Below are 18,281 nucleotides of genomic sequence, written 5' to 3'. Positions count from 1 at the left end.
TTATTAAAAATAAATGGCGAAAAATAAATTAAAATTTGGAGTGTGTTGGTAAGAATATATTTCAAATAATAAATTAAGAAAATTGAAATTTCATTTTGAATTTTAATATAAAACTTAAATCATTTCAGAAACTGAATTCATTAAAAAATATAATCTAGAAGACATTTTTATGTCTTCTTTTTTTATTGTCAAAATATTAAAAGTTAATTTTGAATTTGTGAATTGCAATCGATATACTTTGTACTTGCAAACGTTTACTTATGTTGTAAATAGGCGTTTTCTTATTCACAAAGTATCAAAAAGGAAGTGAGCAAGTCATGAAAAAGGGAGTATTGTTAGAATTTCTGATTAGTATAGGACTCTTATTATGTCTGATACATTTAATTTCTGGATATATAAATGTTAAGGCCGACGATAAGGATCTGGGACAAGATATGGTAATTGGAACAAATACGTTGGAACAATCTGATAAAAAAAATGATTCAAATGATGTTTTAAATAAAAAATCAGAAGAAGATGAGACAGAGAACATTAAAGAGGAATCAAATTCAACGTTTGAACAAATGATAGAAAAAAATCAGGAAGATTCTAGAAACGATGATGGTGACGAAGATGGTGCTGGGGAAGAAGGCTCAGCTGTTGGGAAGGGCAAGTATGTTCATCCAAGTCATCGACCACTAAAAAGTATGGGTATGATCGTTAAAGCAGGGTTCTTCGTTCAGCCATTAAAGAATTATTATGTCAAACAAGATAAGAAGATAGTTATAAAATCAAAATTCAAAGAATCAATTTGGAACAGACTATCTGGGGTTCTGATTTTAAAAGATCCAATACCAAATTATCGCTGGCGTTATTCAGAGGACATGACACATTGGTTGAGATTTAAGAAAAGTATCGCACATTCAAAAAACTATGAATTTAAAGAAAAAAAGGTTGGTACATATTATATGCAAGCTCGTGCCACATCAGGGGTTCTTCTTGGACTAGGTGCGATTTATTATTATTCTGAAATTGCTACTATACACGTGGTTAAGGAACCAAAAAATATCACAGATTTGAAAGTTGAAACGGATGAGGATTATCTCTTTAACATGAAGGGATTAGACAATATTACTAATGCACGAGAGATAATTACTCCAGAGGATGCAGCGGGTCATGTCGTCTGGAGTGGGGATAATAAGACTTTGGCCCGAATAGATCCAATAAGTGGGGAAGTAGAAGCTAATCAAAATGGGGTATCTGGGGATTATACAATTACCGGAACATTTCTCAATGATGATGGCACAAAAATGAGTGCTCAAAAAACGATTGAAGTTGGTGGTGGTCTGGATGATGAAACGGTAAATGTTGATGAGGATGCTACATTCGATTTGAAAGGTATTGATAAACATACTTTACCAGAGGATTGGCATGCTGAATGGTATGAGAAAAAAAGAGGTCGAGATGTTAAATTGGCTACTGATCCACATCAATTGTCTTATACGATTAAAAATACAAAGTTAGAGGATCATAAAAGAGAATTTTATGTTCGCGTCTATGTTAGAACCAAAATAGTTGAAGAAGATGGTTCAGAGAAATCTAAGGAACATAAATTTGAGACTAGGGTTGCTACATTGAATGTACTTAACCCCAATGTTCCTTACATCAACTTTGAAGTTGGAATAGAGAACTTGTCATTTAAGGATGAAAACCATAAATATAATATTGATAAAGTTAAAAAGGGTGATCGAATTAAAATCACCACGGTAATGAATAATGAAAATATATTGAGCGTTTTGAAATATGGTGTCTTTGAATTACCACTACAATCTAATATGAAAGAAAAACATATTGAGAAGGTTTCTTTGGATGGTAAGGATCTTGGAAGTAGATCGTATTCTGTAGAAAATGATGATGGTTGCCCTCATCTAAGAGTTGAAAATCTGAATTTTATTGTAACTGGAAAGGGAGAAGGACTCACACATACAATTGAGGTTGAATTTAATGCAAGAACACCTGATGATTCAATGAGTTTTAAAACTATTCCTAGGATTCATGGTAATTCTGATTTTGAGTCAAGTGATTCATCGGATAAGGCACATAACTATACAGAACACAGTAAAAATAATTTAACTATGAACTATACAAACGATAAGTTGGACATCAAACCTAATACGATTTCATTTGGCAGAGTGTCAACCATGAATCAAGGTGATATTCTTAATCGAACCTCTTTTAATGACAAATCAGAATCGGTTGTTACAATTGATGATCAAAGAAGAGATAATAAAAAGCATAGTTTATATGTTCGTCAGATAACTCCCTTTCAAATAAATGATTCCAGTAATACTTTGCCAGTATCGCTGCGCTATTATAATGAAGATGGTAGTTTTACGATATTGACTGATTCGAATGCACCGATTCCAAATGAGGATATTGAAGAAAATGGTATGTCTGATATGGACTGTGTTGTCTGGGGAAGAGACTGCGGTTTATTGATGCATGTTGATGAGGTTAGTTCGGCTGTTGGGACCTATCATGCAACACTAGAATGGACGGCCAAGGACGCAATATAAAAGGTCGCATTATCTCCTGATTTATTGAAAGGTTAAGGTATAATATCCTTAGGGAGATGATGGCATGAATCAAACACCATATACTTTTCAGGATACCGATGCCTTTAAAAGTACGGAACAGTTAATCATAAAGGGACGTTATTTTGCAACGATGGTTCCAGATGATTTTGATACTTTTGAACCACGTAAAAGAAATATTCATAAGATTCTTAATATAAAGAATAAATTACTTGTACCGGAATTATTAGCGGTCAAAAGGGAAAGAATGTCTAAATCACTATTCGCCTTTTTTCGGGGAACGGCGGATGTGATGCATTACGATTTGGCAAGTCACTCTGACAGTGCCATTAAGGTTTTGATCGGTGGGGATGCTCACTTAGGGAACTTTGGTTTTTACGGTTCTTCTGAAGGTCAATTATTATTTGATATGAATGATTTTGATGAGGCCCATTTGGGATATTGGGAGTACGACCTAAAACGTTTCCTGGTCAGTGCGCTATTAGTAGCTAGATCTCATGAATTTGAGGAAACTGACATTCAGGAATTTTTACTAAGTGTTATTAATACATATTTCGATACGTTAAAACATATGACAAAGATTTCAGAAATGAAGCGTTTTATTTTGCCGAACACATTGCAAAATATTACTGAAATTTTTGGTAACTTAAAAGATAATGAAGAATATTTTCAAAATTCTTTTGCAAAAATGATCACTAAGAGTATCAAGAAAGCTCAAAAAAGTAACTCTAAATTAGTGATCGAAAAATATACTGTTTTGAATAAAAAAGGCGAAAGACGATTTGAAGAAAATAAGCCGGTCACACAGCATATTACTAAAGAAGATTTTGACTCTTTGGTTAAGGGATATAAGGAATATAAAGCACGTCAAAGAAGTGACGTTAGATTATTTCTTGAAGATTTCAATATTATAGACGTAGTCAGGCATAGTGTCGGCGTGGGAAGTGTCGGAACACTGTGTTATCTGATTTTGCTACAAGATCTGGATAAAAATTATCTAGTATTACAGGCTAAACAGGCATTACCTATCTATAATGTTGAGGGATTATATTCCGATAAAAAAGTCAGCCAAGGTCAAAATATTGTGGATAGTCAATTAATCTTGCAAAGTGCTTCTGATCCTTTCTTAGGAGCATTTGACACTGATAAATACAGTTTTTATATGCGTCAATTTAAGGATATGAAGACTTCAATAAATTTAGATAAATTAGACTATGCTTCTTTTGAAGATTATGTAACAGTTTGTGTGACTTTGCTTGCCAGAGCCCATTCACACTCGCCGAATTATCCATTAATAATTGGATTTGGTGCAGAGTATCAGGATTTGGATAATTCTTTGATGAATTTTGCTAACAGCTATGCAAAGCAAGTTGAATACGACTATGATTCATTTAAGAAGGAACTGGAAAATGAAAATTAAATATTATAATAGGGATTTAAGCTGGTTATTATTCGACAATCGAGTTATTGACCAGGCTTATAACGGCAAGGTTCCATTGCTTGAAAAACTGCGTTTCTTGTCGATTGCATCAAATAACTTAGATGAGTTTTTCAGAGTAAGAATGCATAATGTTTATAGCATGATAACTCGAAAAAAGCGTGATCGCAGAACAGGATTAGATGGGGTGGACCTGTTAAGTTTTATCTATGATTTCAATTCACGAAATATTTCTAAGCAGTATCAAGCTTTAGGAATCGTTCTGGATGATATCAAGGATAAAGGCATTTTTGAAATTTCTTACTTCAAAAATACTAGTGACAAAGAAAAAGAATATCTAAAAAAATATTACACTAAAAATATTTCAAAAAAAATCAAGATAGTTGAGTTTAGCGCGGCTAAAAAATCGCATTCTAATTTGAATATCTTGTTATGTTCCAAAGATCAATTATTTACAGCTGAAATACCAGATGACTTAGAGCGATTGGTGGAAACAGGAGTACCTAACCATTTCGTTTTGCTAGAAGATCTGATTATGAATGCGGTCGATGAACGTTTTAAAAAACTTAAGATTGTTAATAGTTATGTCTATCGTCTAACCTTTGATAAAAATAAGCATTATGACTTTTTGAATGAGGATCTTAGCGATGAAGAGTATTTGGACAGTATGACCGATTATTTGACTAATAAAGGCCACAGAAAGGTTACTCGAGTGGAATTTATGAGCCACGATGTCTCAAGAGATAGAGTGTTCTTCAGCTCATTATTTGGTATCAGTAAAAAAAGTGTCTACGAAATTTGTGGTCCGTTGGACTTAAGATTCCTAGATAAACTTTTTAAAAAATATCGAGATGATCCAAAATTAGTATTTGCACCATTTACAGGCTTAACTTGGAATGATTCAAAAGATATTTTGAAATATCTGGATACTAAATCGTTACTGGTCAATTATCCATATGCATCATTTGATATCTTTTTAAAGTTTCTAAAAGCAGCAGTTAATGATAGTCGAACAACAGGTATCAAAATGTCGATTTATCGTACTGAGAAAAAGTCCCAAGTGGTTGATTTGCTTAGGACGGCTGCAAGCAAAGGGATAAAAGTTACAGTTATTGTGGAATTACGAGCAAGATTTGATGAACAACACAATTTGATCGTAGCTGATGAGCTTGAAAAGGCCGGTTGTAAAATTCTTTATGGTGATCGTATAAATAAGGTGCATGCTAAGATCTGTTTAGTTGAGCAAGATAAAACGGGTTATGTACAAATCGGTACTGGAAATTATAATGCAATTACTTCTAAAATATTCTCTGACGTGAGTTTCTTTACTAGCAATCAACAATACGTAAATGATGCCAAATTATTTTTTGACGCTGTTTCTGGAACACAGTCAAGTAATTTTGATCTGCTGGTGACTTCTCCAAATAGTATCAAGCAGATGGTTCTACATAAAATTAGAAAAGCAACTAGAAATTACTTGCGAACTGGTAAAGGTAAAATATTCATTAAAGTTAATGGTTTGACTGATATTGATATCATCAACGGTATCTACGGTGCAGCCAGACTGGGATTGCCTTTTAGAATTATAGTTCGTGGACCTTGTTCATTAAAATTAGGACTATGTGGTGAAAAAGAGGACATTATTGTCAAAAGTATCGTTGGAGAACTTCTGGAACATAGTCGAATTTATAATTTTGATTATGGAGACGGTAAGGACGAGATTTGGATTTCTTCAGCCGATTTGATGACTAGAAACTTAGATCGTCGTGTAGAAATCGCCGCACCGATGGTTGAAGAACCTGTTAAGAAGAAGTTAAGAAAAATGATCAAGATGTATATGAAAGATTCCGCCAATTCTTACTATCTAAATGCAGATGGTGAATATGGTAAGATTAAAAAGTTTTGGAACATTTCCGCTCAACAAACTTGGTTGAAACGGATAAAATATAGAAAGTACGTTAAATAGAAAAGACTTGTAGTTTATGCTACAAGTTTTTTTATATGAGAAGGCAAATAAAATGAGATTCGATTTAGCAAGTTTAAGTGATTTAGATGAAATAATGACAATAGAAAAACAGGGTTTTAATTCCGCAGAGGCCGGCAGTGTTGAAGGCTATCGTGAACGTATTCAAAAACTTAATAAAACCTTTTTAGTTGCCAAAGATGATTCAAATAAGGTTATTGGATTTATTTGTGGTCCAGCGGTTTCAACACGTTTTGTAAAAGATGAAATGTATGATAAGACACCTGATAATATGGCTATCGGCGGTCATCAATTGATTTTTACAATTGCTATAAGTCCAAATTTTCGTGGTCAAGGGATTGGTAGCAGATTGTTAAATGAATTTGAAAAAATTGCTAAAAGAGACAAACGTGAAAGTATCGCTTTGACATGTTTAAAGGATCGAATTCCATTTTATGAAAAAAATGGTTTTAAAAATATGGGACAAGCTGATTCTAACCATGGAAATGAAATTTGGTTTAATATGGAAAAAATTATTTAAGTAAACGCATTCAAAGTTTTTAGAACTCTTACCTTTTTTGTGATATAGCTGTTTAATAAAGGAAGTAGATTTCTATTGGGGGACTTTGAGTGAAAGAAAATAGACGAACATTAGTTACAATTGCATTATTACTGTCAAATATCATGACGGGAATGGATGCAACAATTGTCAATACAGCTTTGCCGGCTATTACGGGTGACCTGCATGGATTGGCATATATGGGTTGGATCGTAGCGACTTTTCTCTTGGGATTAGCGGTATCAACTCCACTTTGGAGTAAATTTGGTGAACATCGCGGTAACAAACGTGGTTATATTTACTCCACGATCTTGTTTATGATTGGAGCCATATTTCAAGGTATAGCCCCAAATATACAGTGGTTTATTATTGCTCGTACGGTCATGGGTATTGGTGGTGGCGGGATGAATACAATTCCGTTTATTGTGTTTGCTGATATCTATACTGACTTAAAAAAACGTTCACAAATTATTGGTTTAGCGACGGCTTTATTCAGTACCGCGTCAATTATTGGACCTTTACTTGGCGGTTGGATCGTTGATGTTTTAACATGGCGCTGGGTTTTTTATCTGAATGTTCCAGTTGCTTTATTGTCAGTTACCATATTGATGTTATTTTATAAAGATACGAAACGTAACGCGGCAGGTAAACCGGTTGACTATTTGGGTGCAACGCTATTGGTTATTGGATTGGTATCTATTTTGACGGGAATTCAGATGATTGGAGTAACATCGATTTTTGTAATTGTTGTTCTATTAATTGTCGGAATCGCTCTGATTGTTTGGATGATGAAAGTGGATAGTAAAGCAGAAGACCCGATAGTACCCAGTCGTTTGTTGACTAATCGAGATTTAGTGATCGACTTTAGTTTATTTGTCATTATCTGGGGTTCGTTTATTGCGTTTATTACATATATCCCCATGTGGGCACAGGGTATTTTGGGATTGAGTGCCTTAATGGGAGGAATGACTCAGATTCCTGGTGCGGTAACTAATATTATTGGTTCTGAATCAGTTGCCTTTTTACAGACAAAATGGAGTAAATATCTGATTGTCACTGTTGGTACAATAACTATTTTTATATCATTTTTGATTATTCTTTTATTTGGACAAAAAACTCCTTTTTGGTTATTGTTAACAGCAGGAGGATTTGAAGGTTTTGGAGTTGGAATAATTTTTAATATTTTACAGGTTAACGTTCAAACCGATGCAGAAAGAAGAGATATTCCAACTGCTACATCTTTGGGTTATCTACTGAGAATTCTTAGTCAAACGTTGATGTCATCGGTTTATGGTGTAATTTTGAACCATGCCTTGATGAAAGGTGTCAGCGAATCCAATCATACGATAACGATGAGAATGTTGAATAAACTAAGTGATGCTAGTGCTGCTAAGCAGTTGCCGCAAAATTTAGTGCCGAAAATGAGGAACATTTTGTACAGTGGTTATCGAAATATTATGATCACTGGATTGTTACTGATAATTATTTCAATGATAATTGTCATTACTATGTTGGCTTATTATCATAAACAAAGTTTGACTAAAAAAATCAATTTGAATTAGGGGGGGATGTCACATGCAAACAAATGCGATTGTTATTGATGGCTATGGAGATAGCAGTAAATTTAGAGATCAGATGATTGATATTCCGGAGTTGAAACCTAAGCAGTTATTAATAAAAGTTGCCGGAAGCTCAGTTACTCCATTTGATATTGCTGTTCGCGAAGGTGTTTTTAAAAATGATTTTGCTCTAGATATGCCGGCCATAACAGGAACTGATGTAGTTGGCAAAGTAGTCGATATTGGTTCAGCAATTGAAGGATACAATATTGGCGATACCGTCTGTGGAATGATTGGGGTCAAAGGTTTTGGAGCTTATTCAGATTATGCGATCTTGGGACAGAGTAAGGCCGCTAAAGTGGCAGATAATATTCCAGTAGAAGTTGCAGCAGCTTTACCGATGACTTCTATTCCAGCCTATAATGCTTTATTTGATTTAGGGCAATTGAAGTCTGGTGAAAAGGTGTTGATTCATGGTGGCGCCGGTGGAGTAGGTTCTATGGCTATTCAATTAGCTAATAATATTGGTGCAACAGTATATACAACTGCTAGTGACCTCAATGCTAAAGCCTTGAAACAATTAGGCGCTAGTCGGGTAATTGATTATCATACAGAAAAATTTGAAGAAGAGCTATCAGATTTAGATTTAGTCATTGATACAGTTGGACACTATACTTATAAAAATAGTTTTGAAGTATTAAAGAAAAATGGTCGTTTAGTTTCACTTGTTGAAGAACCAGACGATAGGCTAGCGGCTAAATATCAAGTTGACGCCATGTATTTGAGTGGAAAATTTGATAATCCGTTGAGCAAAGTAGTGAAGTTAGTCTCTGATGGAAAAGTAAAATTAAATGTGCAACAGACATATCCATTGACTGTGGTCGGTGTTAAAGATGCCCAGGATTATTATGAAGATAATCACGTTTTTGGAAAAGTTGTTTTATTAAAGTAAATTCTCTTGTGTACTTCGGTTTAATGTTAATTAAAATAGAATATCCCTTCAATATACATTTTCAAATATGTATATTGAAGGGATATTTTTTTATTACATTACTCAAAATTTTCAGAGATAAATACTATTTAATTTTACTATCTAACCAATGAATCAACAAACTAGCAACAATCTTTTGTTGATCAGAATTTTTGATGCTAGCCTTATTGTCACCTTTTTGTTTACCATAGCTACCAAACCCTGCATGATTACCACCGTTTATTACTAGATACTTTGTAGAGGCGGGGAGTAGTTTTTTAGCTTTTTTATAGTTAGATTCATTTAAGACACCGTCCTGACTAGCAGTTATGGAAAGAACCGGTTCCTTAAGCTGTCTGAGATTGATTTTTTTATCGGGATAACTAGCTAAGAAAAAGAGGCCCTTTAATTCTTTAGGATTATTATGTGCATATCGGGCAGCCATAGTTCCACCAAGTGAGTGTCCACCGATAACATATGGCTTGTTTGCTTGAACCTTTGATGCTGCATTTGCATTCATAATGGCCAAATCTAAAGGAAATCTGACAATATATACTGAATAACCAGCCTTTGCAACTTCATTGGCCCAGATACTGTAACTTTTGGGTTCCACTAAAGCCCCTGGATAAAAAATTATAGCTGGTCTAGTATCGTCACCTTGAAATTTGATAGTGTTTTCAACTGTAGTAGTAGTAGTGGCCGCATTTATAGCATCCGTTGAAGGTTCATACTCTTTATTTTTTACTACTAGGTAAGTAGATATAGTGATGATAAACAATCCCAAAATAATAGCGATTATCCACTTGGTAAATTTCTTCATATTAACTCCTCAATAAATAAAACTAATTAATCAGTAATTACGGCATTTCTGTGAATCCACTTATCATCATGAGCGGCTGCACATAAAAAGTCGGCCACATCGCCGCGACTGATCATAGGTATACCGTGCATTTTAATATGATCGTCTGCTTTGAATTTGCCCTTGGCACTTCCGTTTGTTAAAGCAGAAGGGTAGACGATCGTCCAGTTTAACTTGCTGGCATGGATAATTTGTTCGGAGGCTTTTTTATTAGCGTAGATATTTCTCAAAAAAGTTCTATAGGCGATTTTTTGAGTTGCAGTGGCATCTTGAAAAGTATCACCAACTCCAAATGATGACAACCAGATCAGACGTGGTACTTCAGTATGGTTGCAGGAATTGACTATTGAGACGGCCGCACGTGTAAATAAATTATGTGCATGTATCGATCCTCCACGGCCTAAAGTTGAAATGACAGCGTCTTGTCCAATCATGGCTTTTTCCAAATCGGCGGTTAAAATTGCATCTCCAGGGATAATGTTGATTTTATCATTGATATCATTTAAGGATTCAGTGTGTCTGGCAAATGCCGTTACTGTATCTCCTAACTCAAGTGCAGATTCAATGACCTTTCTACCAGTCGGTCCGGTCGCACCAATAATTAATAATTTCATTTCATTCGCCTTTTTCCTAAGAATTTCTTGCTGTAAACCTATTACTCATATTCTATTTTTTTGAGAAGTCTTTAGCAACTATATACCGTTATAAATTAAAAAAAACGATCTGCAATGAACCCCAGTAATTGGAGTTGATTATGAAATTTTACGTCTAATCACTTAAATGTGATTAGGCGTTTTTTGATACATACGATTCTCTAAATTCAATCGGTGTTTTCCATTCATTTGATTGTCTTATTCGCTTGTAATTATAGTAATGAATCCATTTCTTCACGGCTATCTCAAGCTCAGATTGAGTGGCATATGAATTATTTAAAACGGTTCCTATCTTCATTTTATGAATAACACTTTCTGTTGGTGAATTGTCATATGGAGTTCCTTTACGAGACATACTTTGTCTAATATTGGCTTTACGTAAGGCCTTTTGATATTTTCCGGACTGATATTGAATGCCTTGATCTGAATGAATTGTAGTTAGATATGAAACGCCTTCGGCACGTTTCATAACTGGATATAATGATTCCATCACGAATTCAGTAGTTGGATGTAAGGAAATACTGTAAGAGAGTATTTCTCCAGAATAAAAGTCTAAGAATAATGATATGAATATTCTTTCATCAGTAGATTTTCTTCCCCATCGTGCCTCTGTCACGTCTGTGCCAATCTTTTGCAGTGGTCTATCGGTCGTGAAACGTTGTCTAATATGATTCTTGTGACGTTTGTGATCATCACCGGAATAGCTGTTATATTTATTTGTTTTCTTTGAATAGGCATTACTCAATAATCCATTTTGTCTCATAATACGTAATACTCGTTTATGATTAACAACTGGTTCGTTACGACTAATGCGCTTTTCGTTAATATATTGAGTCAATGGGCGGTAGCCCAAACTCAATCCATCAATCATCTCGGAATCATTTCTAATGTTCTCTATATCTTTAATGATAGATGCATCCTCATTATAATGAAATCCGTAGTTTCTTTTTCGCGCATCAAAATAACTACTGGAACTTATATTCGCAATTTTTAAAAGTAAAGACAGACTATATTTTGGCCGTAATAAATCTATTACTTGTGCTTTTTCTTGGTTTGATGCATTACGGCTTCTAATTTTTTTAGATATTCATTCTCAGCTTCTAAATATTCTAATCGTTTCTTCAACTCTTTGTTTTCTTGTTCTGGTGTTAATTTCTTTTTGTCAGACATATTTGTGTCTCGCTTCCTTCGGTCAGCGAATCCACCAGCACCATAAACATCATATCGATGTTTCCACGTCCAGACTGTACCTTCATTTGAAATATCAAAATATTTGGCAGTTTGTGGATATGATGCTTTATTTTTCACCATCCAAATTATTACTTTCATTTTGAAGGAAGCTGAGTATATTGGCAATTTATTTGGACGTTTTAAACCACTTAATCCGTATTTACTCCATAAATGAATCCATCTAAGAATAGTGGTTTCTTGATGAATTCCCAATTGATGAGCAATGGTTGTACTTCCCAAACCACCATTATAAAGTTTTATGGCTTGTATTTTAGTTTCAACAGAATACTTTGGCATAATAAAAACCCCTTGCTTGGATTTCTCCAATACAAGGGGTTCATTACAATCACCTATTTAAGATGATTGTTTTAATATCCAGAATCATATTGATCATAATCTTGATCAGATTGATCATCAGTGTGATTTTCCCATTGCATACCTTTATCGGTCATATTTCCATTATGATCCATTAAACCTCGATCCATCTGACTTTCCGACTGTTGTTCTCCAAAGGTTTCCATAGAATCCGGGGTACTTTTGAGTGCATCATAGGCTGACATGCCATTATTTTGCATCTTGTAAGCGGCTGGAGACATACCATATTTATTAACAAATCCGCTTAAAGTATTTTCATCATAAGATATGCCACTACTTTGTTGAGATGGCTGTGTTTGTTGATTGGATTGGGTTGTTTGAGCTGGTTTATTAGATGATGTCTGATTACTAGTTTGGTCGTTGGTAGTTGGATCTGATTTCTTTATTTTTTCCTTCTTAGCTTTCTTTTTATGTACCGCTTTCTTTTTTATAGCAGTGGTTGTGTCTTTTTTGTGCATATTTGACGATTGTTTGTTGCTGTTAGAACAGCCCGTCAAAGAGAATACCACTGCTAAAAGTAAACCAGTATTGATTAATTTTTTCATAATTACCCCCATAACATCTGTTTTCTATATATAGCATAAATTATCAAAATATGAATGTAAATTGTTATATAATCTATTCTAAATAATATGTGGGAAAGTGTGACTTCATGAAAATATATTTTGCAGGTTCAATTCGTGGTGGTAGGGAAGATGTTGGTGTTTATAGAAAAATAATTGACTATTTGAACATTGATAATAAAGTTTTAACAGAACATATAGGAGACTATAAATTATCAGTGGAAGGTCAAGGTCAATTAGATAATGACTATATTAGAAATAGGGATGTTGATTGGCTTAACAAAAGTGACTTAGTAGTGGCAGAAACCAGCAATCCTAGTTTGGGTGTTGGATACGAATTAGCATATGCTGAAAAAATTAAAAAACCAGTCTTAATTTTACACAATAAAAATAAGAGTCAACTATCGGCAATGATAGAAGGCTCTAAATATTTTAGAAATATTAATTACTATAGTGATGTTACTGAAGCAATAAGTATATTGAAAAGTAAACTAAAGTAGAAAGTCAGCTATTTATTCCACTTGAATTCTTTGTAGTTAGACATTTTGGAACTACCAACGTTTTCGCCATCACAAAAAATAACAGTGTAGATTCCTTGTTTATAAGTTTTTTGTTTAACCTTTTTTTGTTTAGCGAGTCCTATTAATGCAATATTTTGTGCTTTAAGTGCCACTTCGCTCTTATTAGCAGCCGGTAAATCTTTGAATTCAGTTACAACGTGAACATTGATTCGATCTTCGTCTACCATTTTTATTTTAACAACTCCGTTAGACCATGCAAAAGCATTATTAGGAGTTCCGTTATCAGTCGGTTTACCGTTCTCATCAAGAGTGCCATTTGCAAAGCCTTTATCCATCTTCAATTTTGAGGCTATCGACTTGTTTACTTTGGAATAGTTCTTAATGGTCTTTTCAGTTTTAGATTCAGACGATTTAGTTTGATTGTTATCTTCCTGTTTAAAAAGGCTGATTATGATAAATAATGCAATAATGACGATTAAGATAATAAACCAGATTCGTTTATAAAATGGTTTTGGAGATTTACGTTTTCTATGCATTTCTGATCTAGTACGTATCCTTTGATTATTCATATTCAAATCCCCCAACGTTAATTCAAGTATATCAGATGTAAGTCAGCTTTCTTTTACAGAATAACTAAAATAGCCGAAATTAAATTATTTAAAAAATGTAAAAATATACTGTAGCGAATATCTCCAAATCTCACGTAAGCTAAGGCTAAGATAACACCCATTAAAATATATGGAATTACCGTCAGACTAAAACTTGTTACATGTGCCAATCCAAAAGCCAATGAAGAAACCAGAATATACCAAAATGCTGTCCTTTTGTCAGTGATTTTAGGGAAAAATAATTTAGCAATCAGTCCTCGGAAAATCAATTCTTCGGCCACTGGTCCCAGAAATACTGTAGTTAAAATAGTATTGATAGTATTACCATGTAATTGATCCAGAACTATTTTTTGGTTATCAGATTCTGGAAAGAATCCGCTGAAATATCCCACTACAACGATTGCAACGATAAAAATTACTAATTCTAAATGAACGTTTGTAGTTATATTAGTTTTAAAAAAGAAATCTTTTTTAAAATATTTCCACAGTGCATAAAGAAAAAGTCCGAAAATGCTTACTGATATTACTGTCACAACTAAATAGCCGATGTGATTATTAATTGCCATACCCGCAATAAAGGGAATGGTACATAATTGATAAACAAATAGGTAGAAAATAACTATCAAACCCTTACTAAATATGTGTTTTTTCATAGGGAACCTCCTACAAAATAAATAATTTCAAGGAAGTTATACAACTTTTTTAATTGTAAGGGTTAGTTAACTGCTTTAAAAATGTTAATGCAAATAAGACAGATAATCCAAAATCGGATTATCTGTCTTATTTACTTTTTTATGCGAAAACTTATACTAATTTATCTTTTCTTTTATCTAAAAGTTCCCGCAGAGCCTTAATGTCATCGAGAGTAGCTCGATTATTTATAAAACTCTTGGCTGATGACCGAGAATGTAAATATCTTACACGCTCTTTATGATTTTCGTCCCATTTTCTATTTGCTTTGATCCTTGCAGCTGTTAATTTCTCTGACAATTTTACTACCCCCTAGATATTTATTCCCGAACAAAAAGCAATCTACCAGTCAAAGACTAAGAAGATTGCCTTATTAAATATTAATCAGAATCTTTAGAGATATGATTATGTTTTCTCGCATATGCGTAAACAGGCAATCCTAACAAAGTGATACCAAGTCCAAGTAATGCCAAGGATGTTTGAGTGAAGATAGTTGAAACAACAATGAATATACCACCCAAAATGGCAACAATTGGAGTAAATGGATATAGAAGAGCTTTATAAGGACGTTTTAATTCAGGTTCACGTTTTCTCAAAATAATTGTTGCAGCGAATGTCATAGTATAGAAAATCCAGATTACGAAGACTAGCATATCTGTTAATGTATTAAAATCGCCTAAGAATACCATGATAAAAGCAATGAACAATTGAACTAGTGCAGCGGCAGTTGGAATACCAAATTTAGATAACTTAGATAGTTGTTTACTGAATGGTAGAGTTTTATCCAAAGCCATAGCATAAGGAATTCTCAATCCCGTCATTGTGTAACCGTTGATAGCACCATATACAGAAATTAAAATTCCGATTGTAACTAATCTACCACCGAAGTCACCAAAGATTACTTTGGCTGCATCAGCAGCAGTATTTTCGTTACCATTAATACTACTAATAGGTAATGATTTCAAAAAGACAAAGTTAATAAATAGATAAATTACAGTAATACCTAGTAATCCAAAAATAATAGCTCTTGGAAGATCTTTTTTAGGATTCTTTAATTCTCCGGCAATGTTACCTACTTGAATCCATCCATCATAAGCAAACATTGTGGCAAGGAGTCCATGACCAAGACCAGTTAAGAAATTGATATCTGTACCAGCCTTAACTGGGAATAGAGGAACTGGACCACCATTTTTTGAGAATAATCCAAAAACAATTATAAGTGCGATAGGAATTAGTTTAAAAATAGTGGTAAATGTTTGGAATCCACCACCGTACTTTGATCCACATAAGTTGATCAAAGTGATCGATAATGCAACTACTAATGCCATAGGTATCAAATATTTGAGATCAAGACCCAATAGATGAATCAGTTGAGTACTAAAAATAATTGATAGAGCTGAAATGTTAGCAGGGAAGTAGATGACCATCTCCGCCCAACCGAGCATAAATGATGGTGTTTTCCCATACGTGTGATTGATATATTCGACCATACCACCTGTTTCTGGAATGGCAGCAGAGAGTTCTGCAGTAGTAAGTCCTGCGGCAATAGTGATTAGTCCCCCTAGTAACCAACTGAATAATGTAAGACTAGAAGAACCAGTTACTTCTGTAACAACAGGTGTTTTAAAAAATACCCCTCCACCTATTGCAGTTCCGATAACCGTTGAAAGAGCAGCCCAAAAGCCAATGTTTCTTTTGAGCTGAGCATCTTCATTCATTATGTTGTACCTCCTTATTTCCGAAAACAATTTGATAATGTTTTCACAATCATTCTAACAGATAATGAAAATATTGAAAGAGGAATTTGGACTTTCCTTTCTCAAAAATCAAATTTTAGGTTCGAATACCTAATAAAATACTCTTTGAATCTATCAATAGCAATGATTATTTATCAAAAAAAGTGATGTTTTATTCCCTAAAATGGTCTGAAATTACTAAAATATTGCTATTTTAAGATTTTTTATCGTTGATTTAACAGTGTTTACTGAGTCGATACACTGAAGATACACTGTACGTTACAAAAAGTACTTAAATGAGATAAAAACCTGTTGTTTCAACGATTTATCGTGCTTATTCAATGGATACGAGTGTTTATTTATCATAGACATTATCATAAAACAAATTCGCAATTTCAGAAAACTATTGTTAAAATATTCACAAAATTCGGTTTGAATCTAAAAATCGTGCTATTATGAAAGAGATTTCAATTATAAAAAAAGCTTGAGATAGGGTGATATTATGCGACGAAAGTCAATTGATGATTTAATAAACGTTTCACAGGATAAGCCCAAAACATTAGGGCTTTTTGATCTCACAATTATGGGGATCGGAGCCATTATAGGTACTGGTATTTTAGTTTTGACAGGTATCGTTGCCGCAACGGATGCTGGTCCAGGTGTAGTATTTTCATTTTTAATAGCAGCTTTAGCTAGTGCATTGATTGGATTGTGTTATTCAGAATTAACAACAACAATTCCAAGTTCAGGTAGTGCCTATGTTTATTCATGGATAACTATGGGTGAACAGATTGCTTTCTTTTCCGGTTGGACATTGCTTGGTGTTTATATTACAACAACAGCGACAGTCGCTACTGGTTGGACAGGATATGTAACGTCATTTTTGAAAGAGGTAAATATTTTCTTGCCTCAAAGTTTAGTACAATCTCCATTTAACGGAGGGATAGTTAATTTACCCGCTGTTATAGTTGTACTACTAATAACTTTATTGTTAACCCGTGGTATGAGTGAAAGCAAAGTTGTTAACGATGTATTAGTTTTAGTAAAGATAGGTATTATCTTACTTTTCGTAGTTGTTGGGGCATTTCATGTTAGAACTACTAACTGGAAACCATTTTTACCATTTGGGGTAAAGGGGATCTTCACAGGAGCTTCAACGGTGTTCTTTTCATTCTTAGGGTTTGATGCTTTGGCCACATCAGCTGAAGATTGTAAAAAGGTTCAAAAGAATTTACCGATTGCCATTATTGCTTCATTAACTATTTCTACTATCTTATATATCATTGTTAGTTTAGTAATGACTGGAGACGTTAAGTATAATTTATTGAACGTTCCTGAAGCAATGTCATTTGTTCTGATTACTTTAAAACATCCAATTGTAGCAGAAATTGTTTCATTCGGTGCAATATTAGGTATTCTTGCCGTAATTTTAGCGTTTATCTATGCATCATCAAATATTGCCATGTCAATGAGCCGTGGGGGATTCTTACCAGCAAGATTCAGTAAGTTAAATTCTAAGACACAAACTCCTAATGAAGCACTCTGGATCATCGGAATTATCACTGCAACATGTTCAGGATTATTAGACATCAAAAAACTGGCGACTTTCGCAAATGTCGGTTCGCTATGTATATTCTTCTTGATTTCTGTTGCAGTTCTACTATTAAGAAAGCAACATCCAGAATTAAAACGTGCCTTTAAAGTTCCGTTTGGATCAGTTATTCCAACACTATCAGCTTTAGTATGTATCCTGTTATTGTTTAATCTACCGGGCTCTGCATGGTTAAATTACATAGGGTGGCTAGCGATTGGATTGATCCTATATTTTGCTTATTCTAAATCACATGTAATTTATTGATTTGTTTTAGTCTTGATTGTGAACGTAATCACTATATTGATTAACAAATGATTTTGAACCACTTAAGTGTTAATGCTTAATGAACACGACTATTGACGATCAATGATTGCTAGATTATAAAAAGAT

At 33.9% G+C, this 18,281-nt stretch carries 17 protein-coding genes; 8 read left to right on the top strand and 9 right to left on the bottom strand.

The genetic code is table 11. The features are described from left to right. Window positions 1–317 precede the first annotated feature (317 nt). The 6 genes from EKM64_RS09205 to EKM64_RS09180 all read left to right on the top strand — a co-directional run bounded on the left by EKM64_RS09205 (window position 318) and on the right by EKM64_RS09180 (window position 9,044). A complete protein-coding gene (locus EKM64_RS09205) occupies window positions 318–2,555 on the top strand; it encodes a hypothetical protein (protein WP_125677875.1) in 2,238 nt (745 codons plus the stop codon). A gap of 64 nt (window positions 2,556–2,619) precedes the next feature. Next, window positions 2,620–3,993 carry a DUF2252 domain-containing protein gene (locus EKM64_RS09200; RefSeq protein WP_125677873.1) on the top strand — a complete coding sequence of 458 codons (1,374 nt, stop codon included), beginning with the start codon at window positions 2,620–2,622 and terminating at the stop codon, window positions 3,991–3,993. Beyond that, window positions 3,983–5,977 (top strand): polyphosphate kinase 1, encoded by a 1,995-nt coding sequence (ppk1, locus tag EKM64_RS09195; RefSeq protein WP_125677871.1) that lies wholly within the window; start codon window positions 3,983–3,985, stop codon window positions 5,975–5,977. The genes EKM64_RS09200 and ppk1 overlap by 11 nt, the downstream gene beginning before the upstream one ends. Window positions 5,978–6,029: 52 nt before the next feature. Beyond that, window positions 6,030–6,515 carry a GNAT family N-acetyltransferase gene (locus EKM64_RS09190; RefSeq protein WP_125677869.1) on the top strand — a complete coding sequence of 162 codons (486 nt, stop codon included), beginning with the start codon at window positions 6,030–6,032 and terminating at the stop codon, window positions 6,513–6,515. An 89-nt stretch (window positions 6,516–6,604) separates the two neighbouring features. After that, window positions 6,605–8,095, top strand: a complete 1,491-nt coding sequence (locus tag EKM64_RS09185; protein WP_125677867.1) for an MFS transporter — start codon at window positions 6,605–6,607, stop codon at window positions 8,093–8,095. 13 nt (window positions 8,096–8,108) lie between these two features. Beyond that, window positions 8,109–9,044 (top strand): NADP-dependent oxidoreductase, encoded by a 936-nt coding sequence (locus EKM64_RS09180; RefSeq protein WP_125677865.1) that lies wholly within the window; start codon window positions 8,109–8,111, stop codon window positions 9,042–9,044. A 124-nt stretch (window positions 9,045–9,168) separates the two neighbouring features. On the opposite strand, the gene EKM64_RS09175 is transcribed toward EKM64_RS09180, so the two are convergent. The 5 genes from EKM64_RS09175 to EKM64_RS09155 all read right to left on the bottom strand — a co-directional run bounded on the left by EKM64_RS09175 (window position 9,169) and on the right by EKM64_RS09155 (window position 12,724). Then, window positions 9,169–9,882, bottom strand: coding sequence for an alpha/beta hydrolase (locus tag EKM64_RS09175; protein ID WP_125677862.1), 714 nt, complete (start codon window positions 9,880–9,882; stop codon window positions 9,169–9,171). A 26-nt stretch (window positions 9,883–9,908) separates the two neighbouring features. Continuing rightward, window positions 9,909–10,535, bottom strand: coding sequence for an NAD(P)-dependent oxidoreductase (locus EKM64_RS09170; protein ID WP_125677859.1), 627 nt, complete (start codon window positions 10,533–10,535; stop codon window positions 9,909–9,911). A gap of 172 nt (window positions 10,536–10,707) precedes the next feature. Further along, window positions 10,708–11,607 carry an IS3 family transposase gene (locus EKM64_RS09165; RefSeq protein ID WP_263852836.1) on the bottom strand — a complete coding sequence of 300 codons (900 nt, stop codon included), beginning with the start codon at window positions 11,605–11,607 and terminating at the stop codon, window positions 10,708–10,710. Continuing rightward, window positions 11,607–12,101: a helix-turn-helix domain-containing protein gene (locus EKM64_RS09160; RefSeq protein ID WP_125677855.1), complete on the bottom strand. Its 495-nt coding sequence runs from the start codon at window positions 12,099–12,101 to the stop codon at window positions 11,607–11,609. Before EKM64_RS09160 ends, EKM64_RS09165 begins: the two co-directional genes overlap by 1 nt. Window positions 12,102–12,172: 71 nt before the next feature. After that, window positions 12,173–12,724, bottom strand: coding sequence for a hypothetical protein (locus tag EKM64_RS09155; RefSeq protein ID WP_125677853.1), 552 nt, complete (start codon window positions 12,722–12,724; stop codon window positions 12,173–12,175). A gap of 107 nt (window positions 12,725–12,831) precedes the next feature. Here EKM64_RS09155 and EKM64_RS09150 point away from each other — a divergent pair, with 107 nt between their 5' ends. Continuing rightward, window positions 12,832–13,242, top strand: coding sequence for a nucleoside 2-deoxyribosyltransferase (locus EKM64_RS09150; protein WP_125677851.1), 411 nt, complete (start codon window positions 12,832–12,834; stop codon window positions 13,240–13,242). 8 nt (window positions 13,243–13,250) lie between these two features. Here EKM64_RS09150 and EKM64_RS09145 read toward each other — a convergent pair whose 3' ends face one another. The 4 genes from EKM64_RS09145 to EKM64_RS09130 form a co-directional block, all read right to left on the bottom strand. After that, entirely contained in the window at window positions 13,251–13,832 is a 582-nt protein-coding gene (locus EKM64_RS09145; protein ID WP_125677849.1) for a hypothetical protein, read from the bottom strand. Window positions 13,833–13,885: 53 nt separating this feature from the next. After that, complete coding sequence (locus tag EKM64_RS09140; RefSeq protein WP_125677847.1) at window positions 13,886–14,524, bottom strand: CPBP family intramembrane glutamic endopeptidase; 639 nt, start codon at window positions 14,522–14,524, stop codon at window positions 13,886–13,888. 151 nt (window positions 14,525–14,675) lie between these two features. Further along, window positions 14,676–14,861 carry a hypothetical protein gene (locus EKM64_RS09135; protein WP_125677845.1) on the bottom strand — a complete coding sequence of 62 codons (186 nt, stop codon included), beginning with the start codon at window positions 14,859–14,861 and terminating at the stop codon, window positions 14,676–14,678. An 80-nt stretch (window positions 14,862–14,941) separates the two neighbouring features. Continuing rightward, window positions 14,942–16,279 carry an APC family permease gene (locus EKM64_RS09130; RefSeq protein ID WP_125677843.1) on the bottom strand — a complete coding sequence of 446 codons (1,338 nt, stop codon included), beginning with the start codon at window positions 16,277–16,279 and terminating at the stop codon, window positions 14,942–14,944. A gap of 520 nt (window positions 16,280–16,799) precedes the next feature. Between EKM64_RS09130 and EKM64_RS09125 the strand changes: the two genes are divergently transcribed. Continuing rightward, the gene (locus EKM64_RS09125) at window positions 16,800–18,155 is read left to right on the top strand and encodes an APC family permease (RefSeq protein WP_125677841.1); all 1,356 of its coding nucleotides are present in this window, start codon (window positions 16,800–16,802) and stop codon (window positions 18,153–18,155) included. Window positions 18,156–18,281 lie beyond the last annotated feature (126 nt).

The sequence above is a fragment of the Companilactobacillus keshanensis genome, from assembly GCF_003946205.1.
Classification (GTDB): domain Bacteria; phylum Bacillota; class Bacilli; order Lactobacillales; family Lactobacillaceae; genus Companilactobacillus; species Companilactobacillus keshanensis.
This window is presented reverse-complemented; position numbering and strand designations above follow the sequence as displayed.

Excerpts from the sequence above, each read along its gene's own strand:
- EKM64_RS09205 (WP_125677875.1), top strand. The coding sequence starts at position 318 with ATGAAAAAGGGAGTATTGTTAGAATTTCTGATTAGTATAGGACTCTTA.
- EKM64_RS09200 (WP_125677873.1), top strand. The coding sequence starts at position 2,620 with ATGAATCAAACACCATATACTTTTCAGGATACCGATGCCTTTAAAAGT.
- ppk1 (WP_125677871.1), top strand. The coding sequence starts at position 3,983 with ATGAAAATTAAATATTATAATAGGGATTTAAGCTGGTTATTATTCGAC.
- EKM64_RS09190 (WP_125677869.1), top strand. The coding sequence starts at position 6,030 with ATGAGATTCGATTTAGCAAGTTTAAGTGATTTAGATGAAATAATGACA.
- EKM64_RS09180 (WP_125677865.1), top strand. The coding sequence starts at position 8,109 with ATGCAAACAAATGCGATTGTTATTGATGGCTATGGAGATAGCAGTAAA.
- EKM64_RS09175 (WP_125677862.1), bottom strand. The coding sequence starts at position 9,882 with ATGAAGAAATTTACCAAGTGGATAATCGCTATTATTTTGGGATTGTTT.
- EKM64_RS09170 (WP_125677859.1), bottom strand. The coding sequence starts at position 10,535 with ATGAAATTATTAATTATTGGTGCGACCGGACCGACTGGTAGAAAGGTC.
- EKM64_RS09160 (WP_125677855.1), bottom strand. The coding sequence starts at position 12,101 with ATGCCAAAGTATTCTGTTGAAACTAAAATACAAGCCATAAAACTTTAT.
- EKM64_RS09155 (WP_125677853.1), bottom strand. The coding sequence starts at position 12,724 with ATGAAAAAATTAATCAATACTGGTTTACTTTTAGCAGTGGTATTCTCT.
- EKM64_RS09150 (WP_125677851.1), top strand. The coding sequence starts at position 12,832 with ATGAAAATATATTTTGCAGGTTCAATTCGTGGTGGTAGGGAAGATGTT.
- EKM64_RS09145 (WP_125677849.1), bottom strand. The coding sequence starts at position 13,832 with ATGAATAATCAAAGGATACGTACTAGATCAGAAATGCATAGAAAACGT.
- EKM64_RS09140 (WP_125677847.1), bottom strand. The coding sequence starts at position 14,524 with ATGAAAAAACACATATTTAGTAAGGGTTTGATAGTTATTTTCTACCTA.
- EKM64_RS09130 (WP_125677843.1), bottom strand. The coding sequence starts at position 16,279 with ATGAATGAAGATGCTCAGCTCAAAAGAAACATTGGCTTTTGGGCTGCT.
- EKM64_RS09125 (WP_125677841.1), top strand. The coding sequence starts at position 16,800 with ATGCGACGAAAGTCAATTGATGATTTAATAAACGTTTCACAGGATAAG.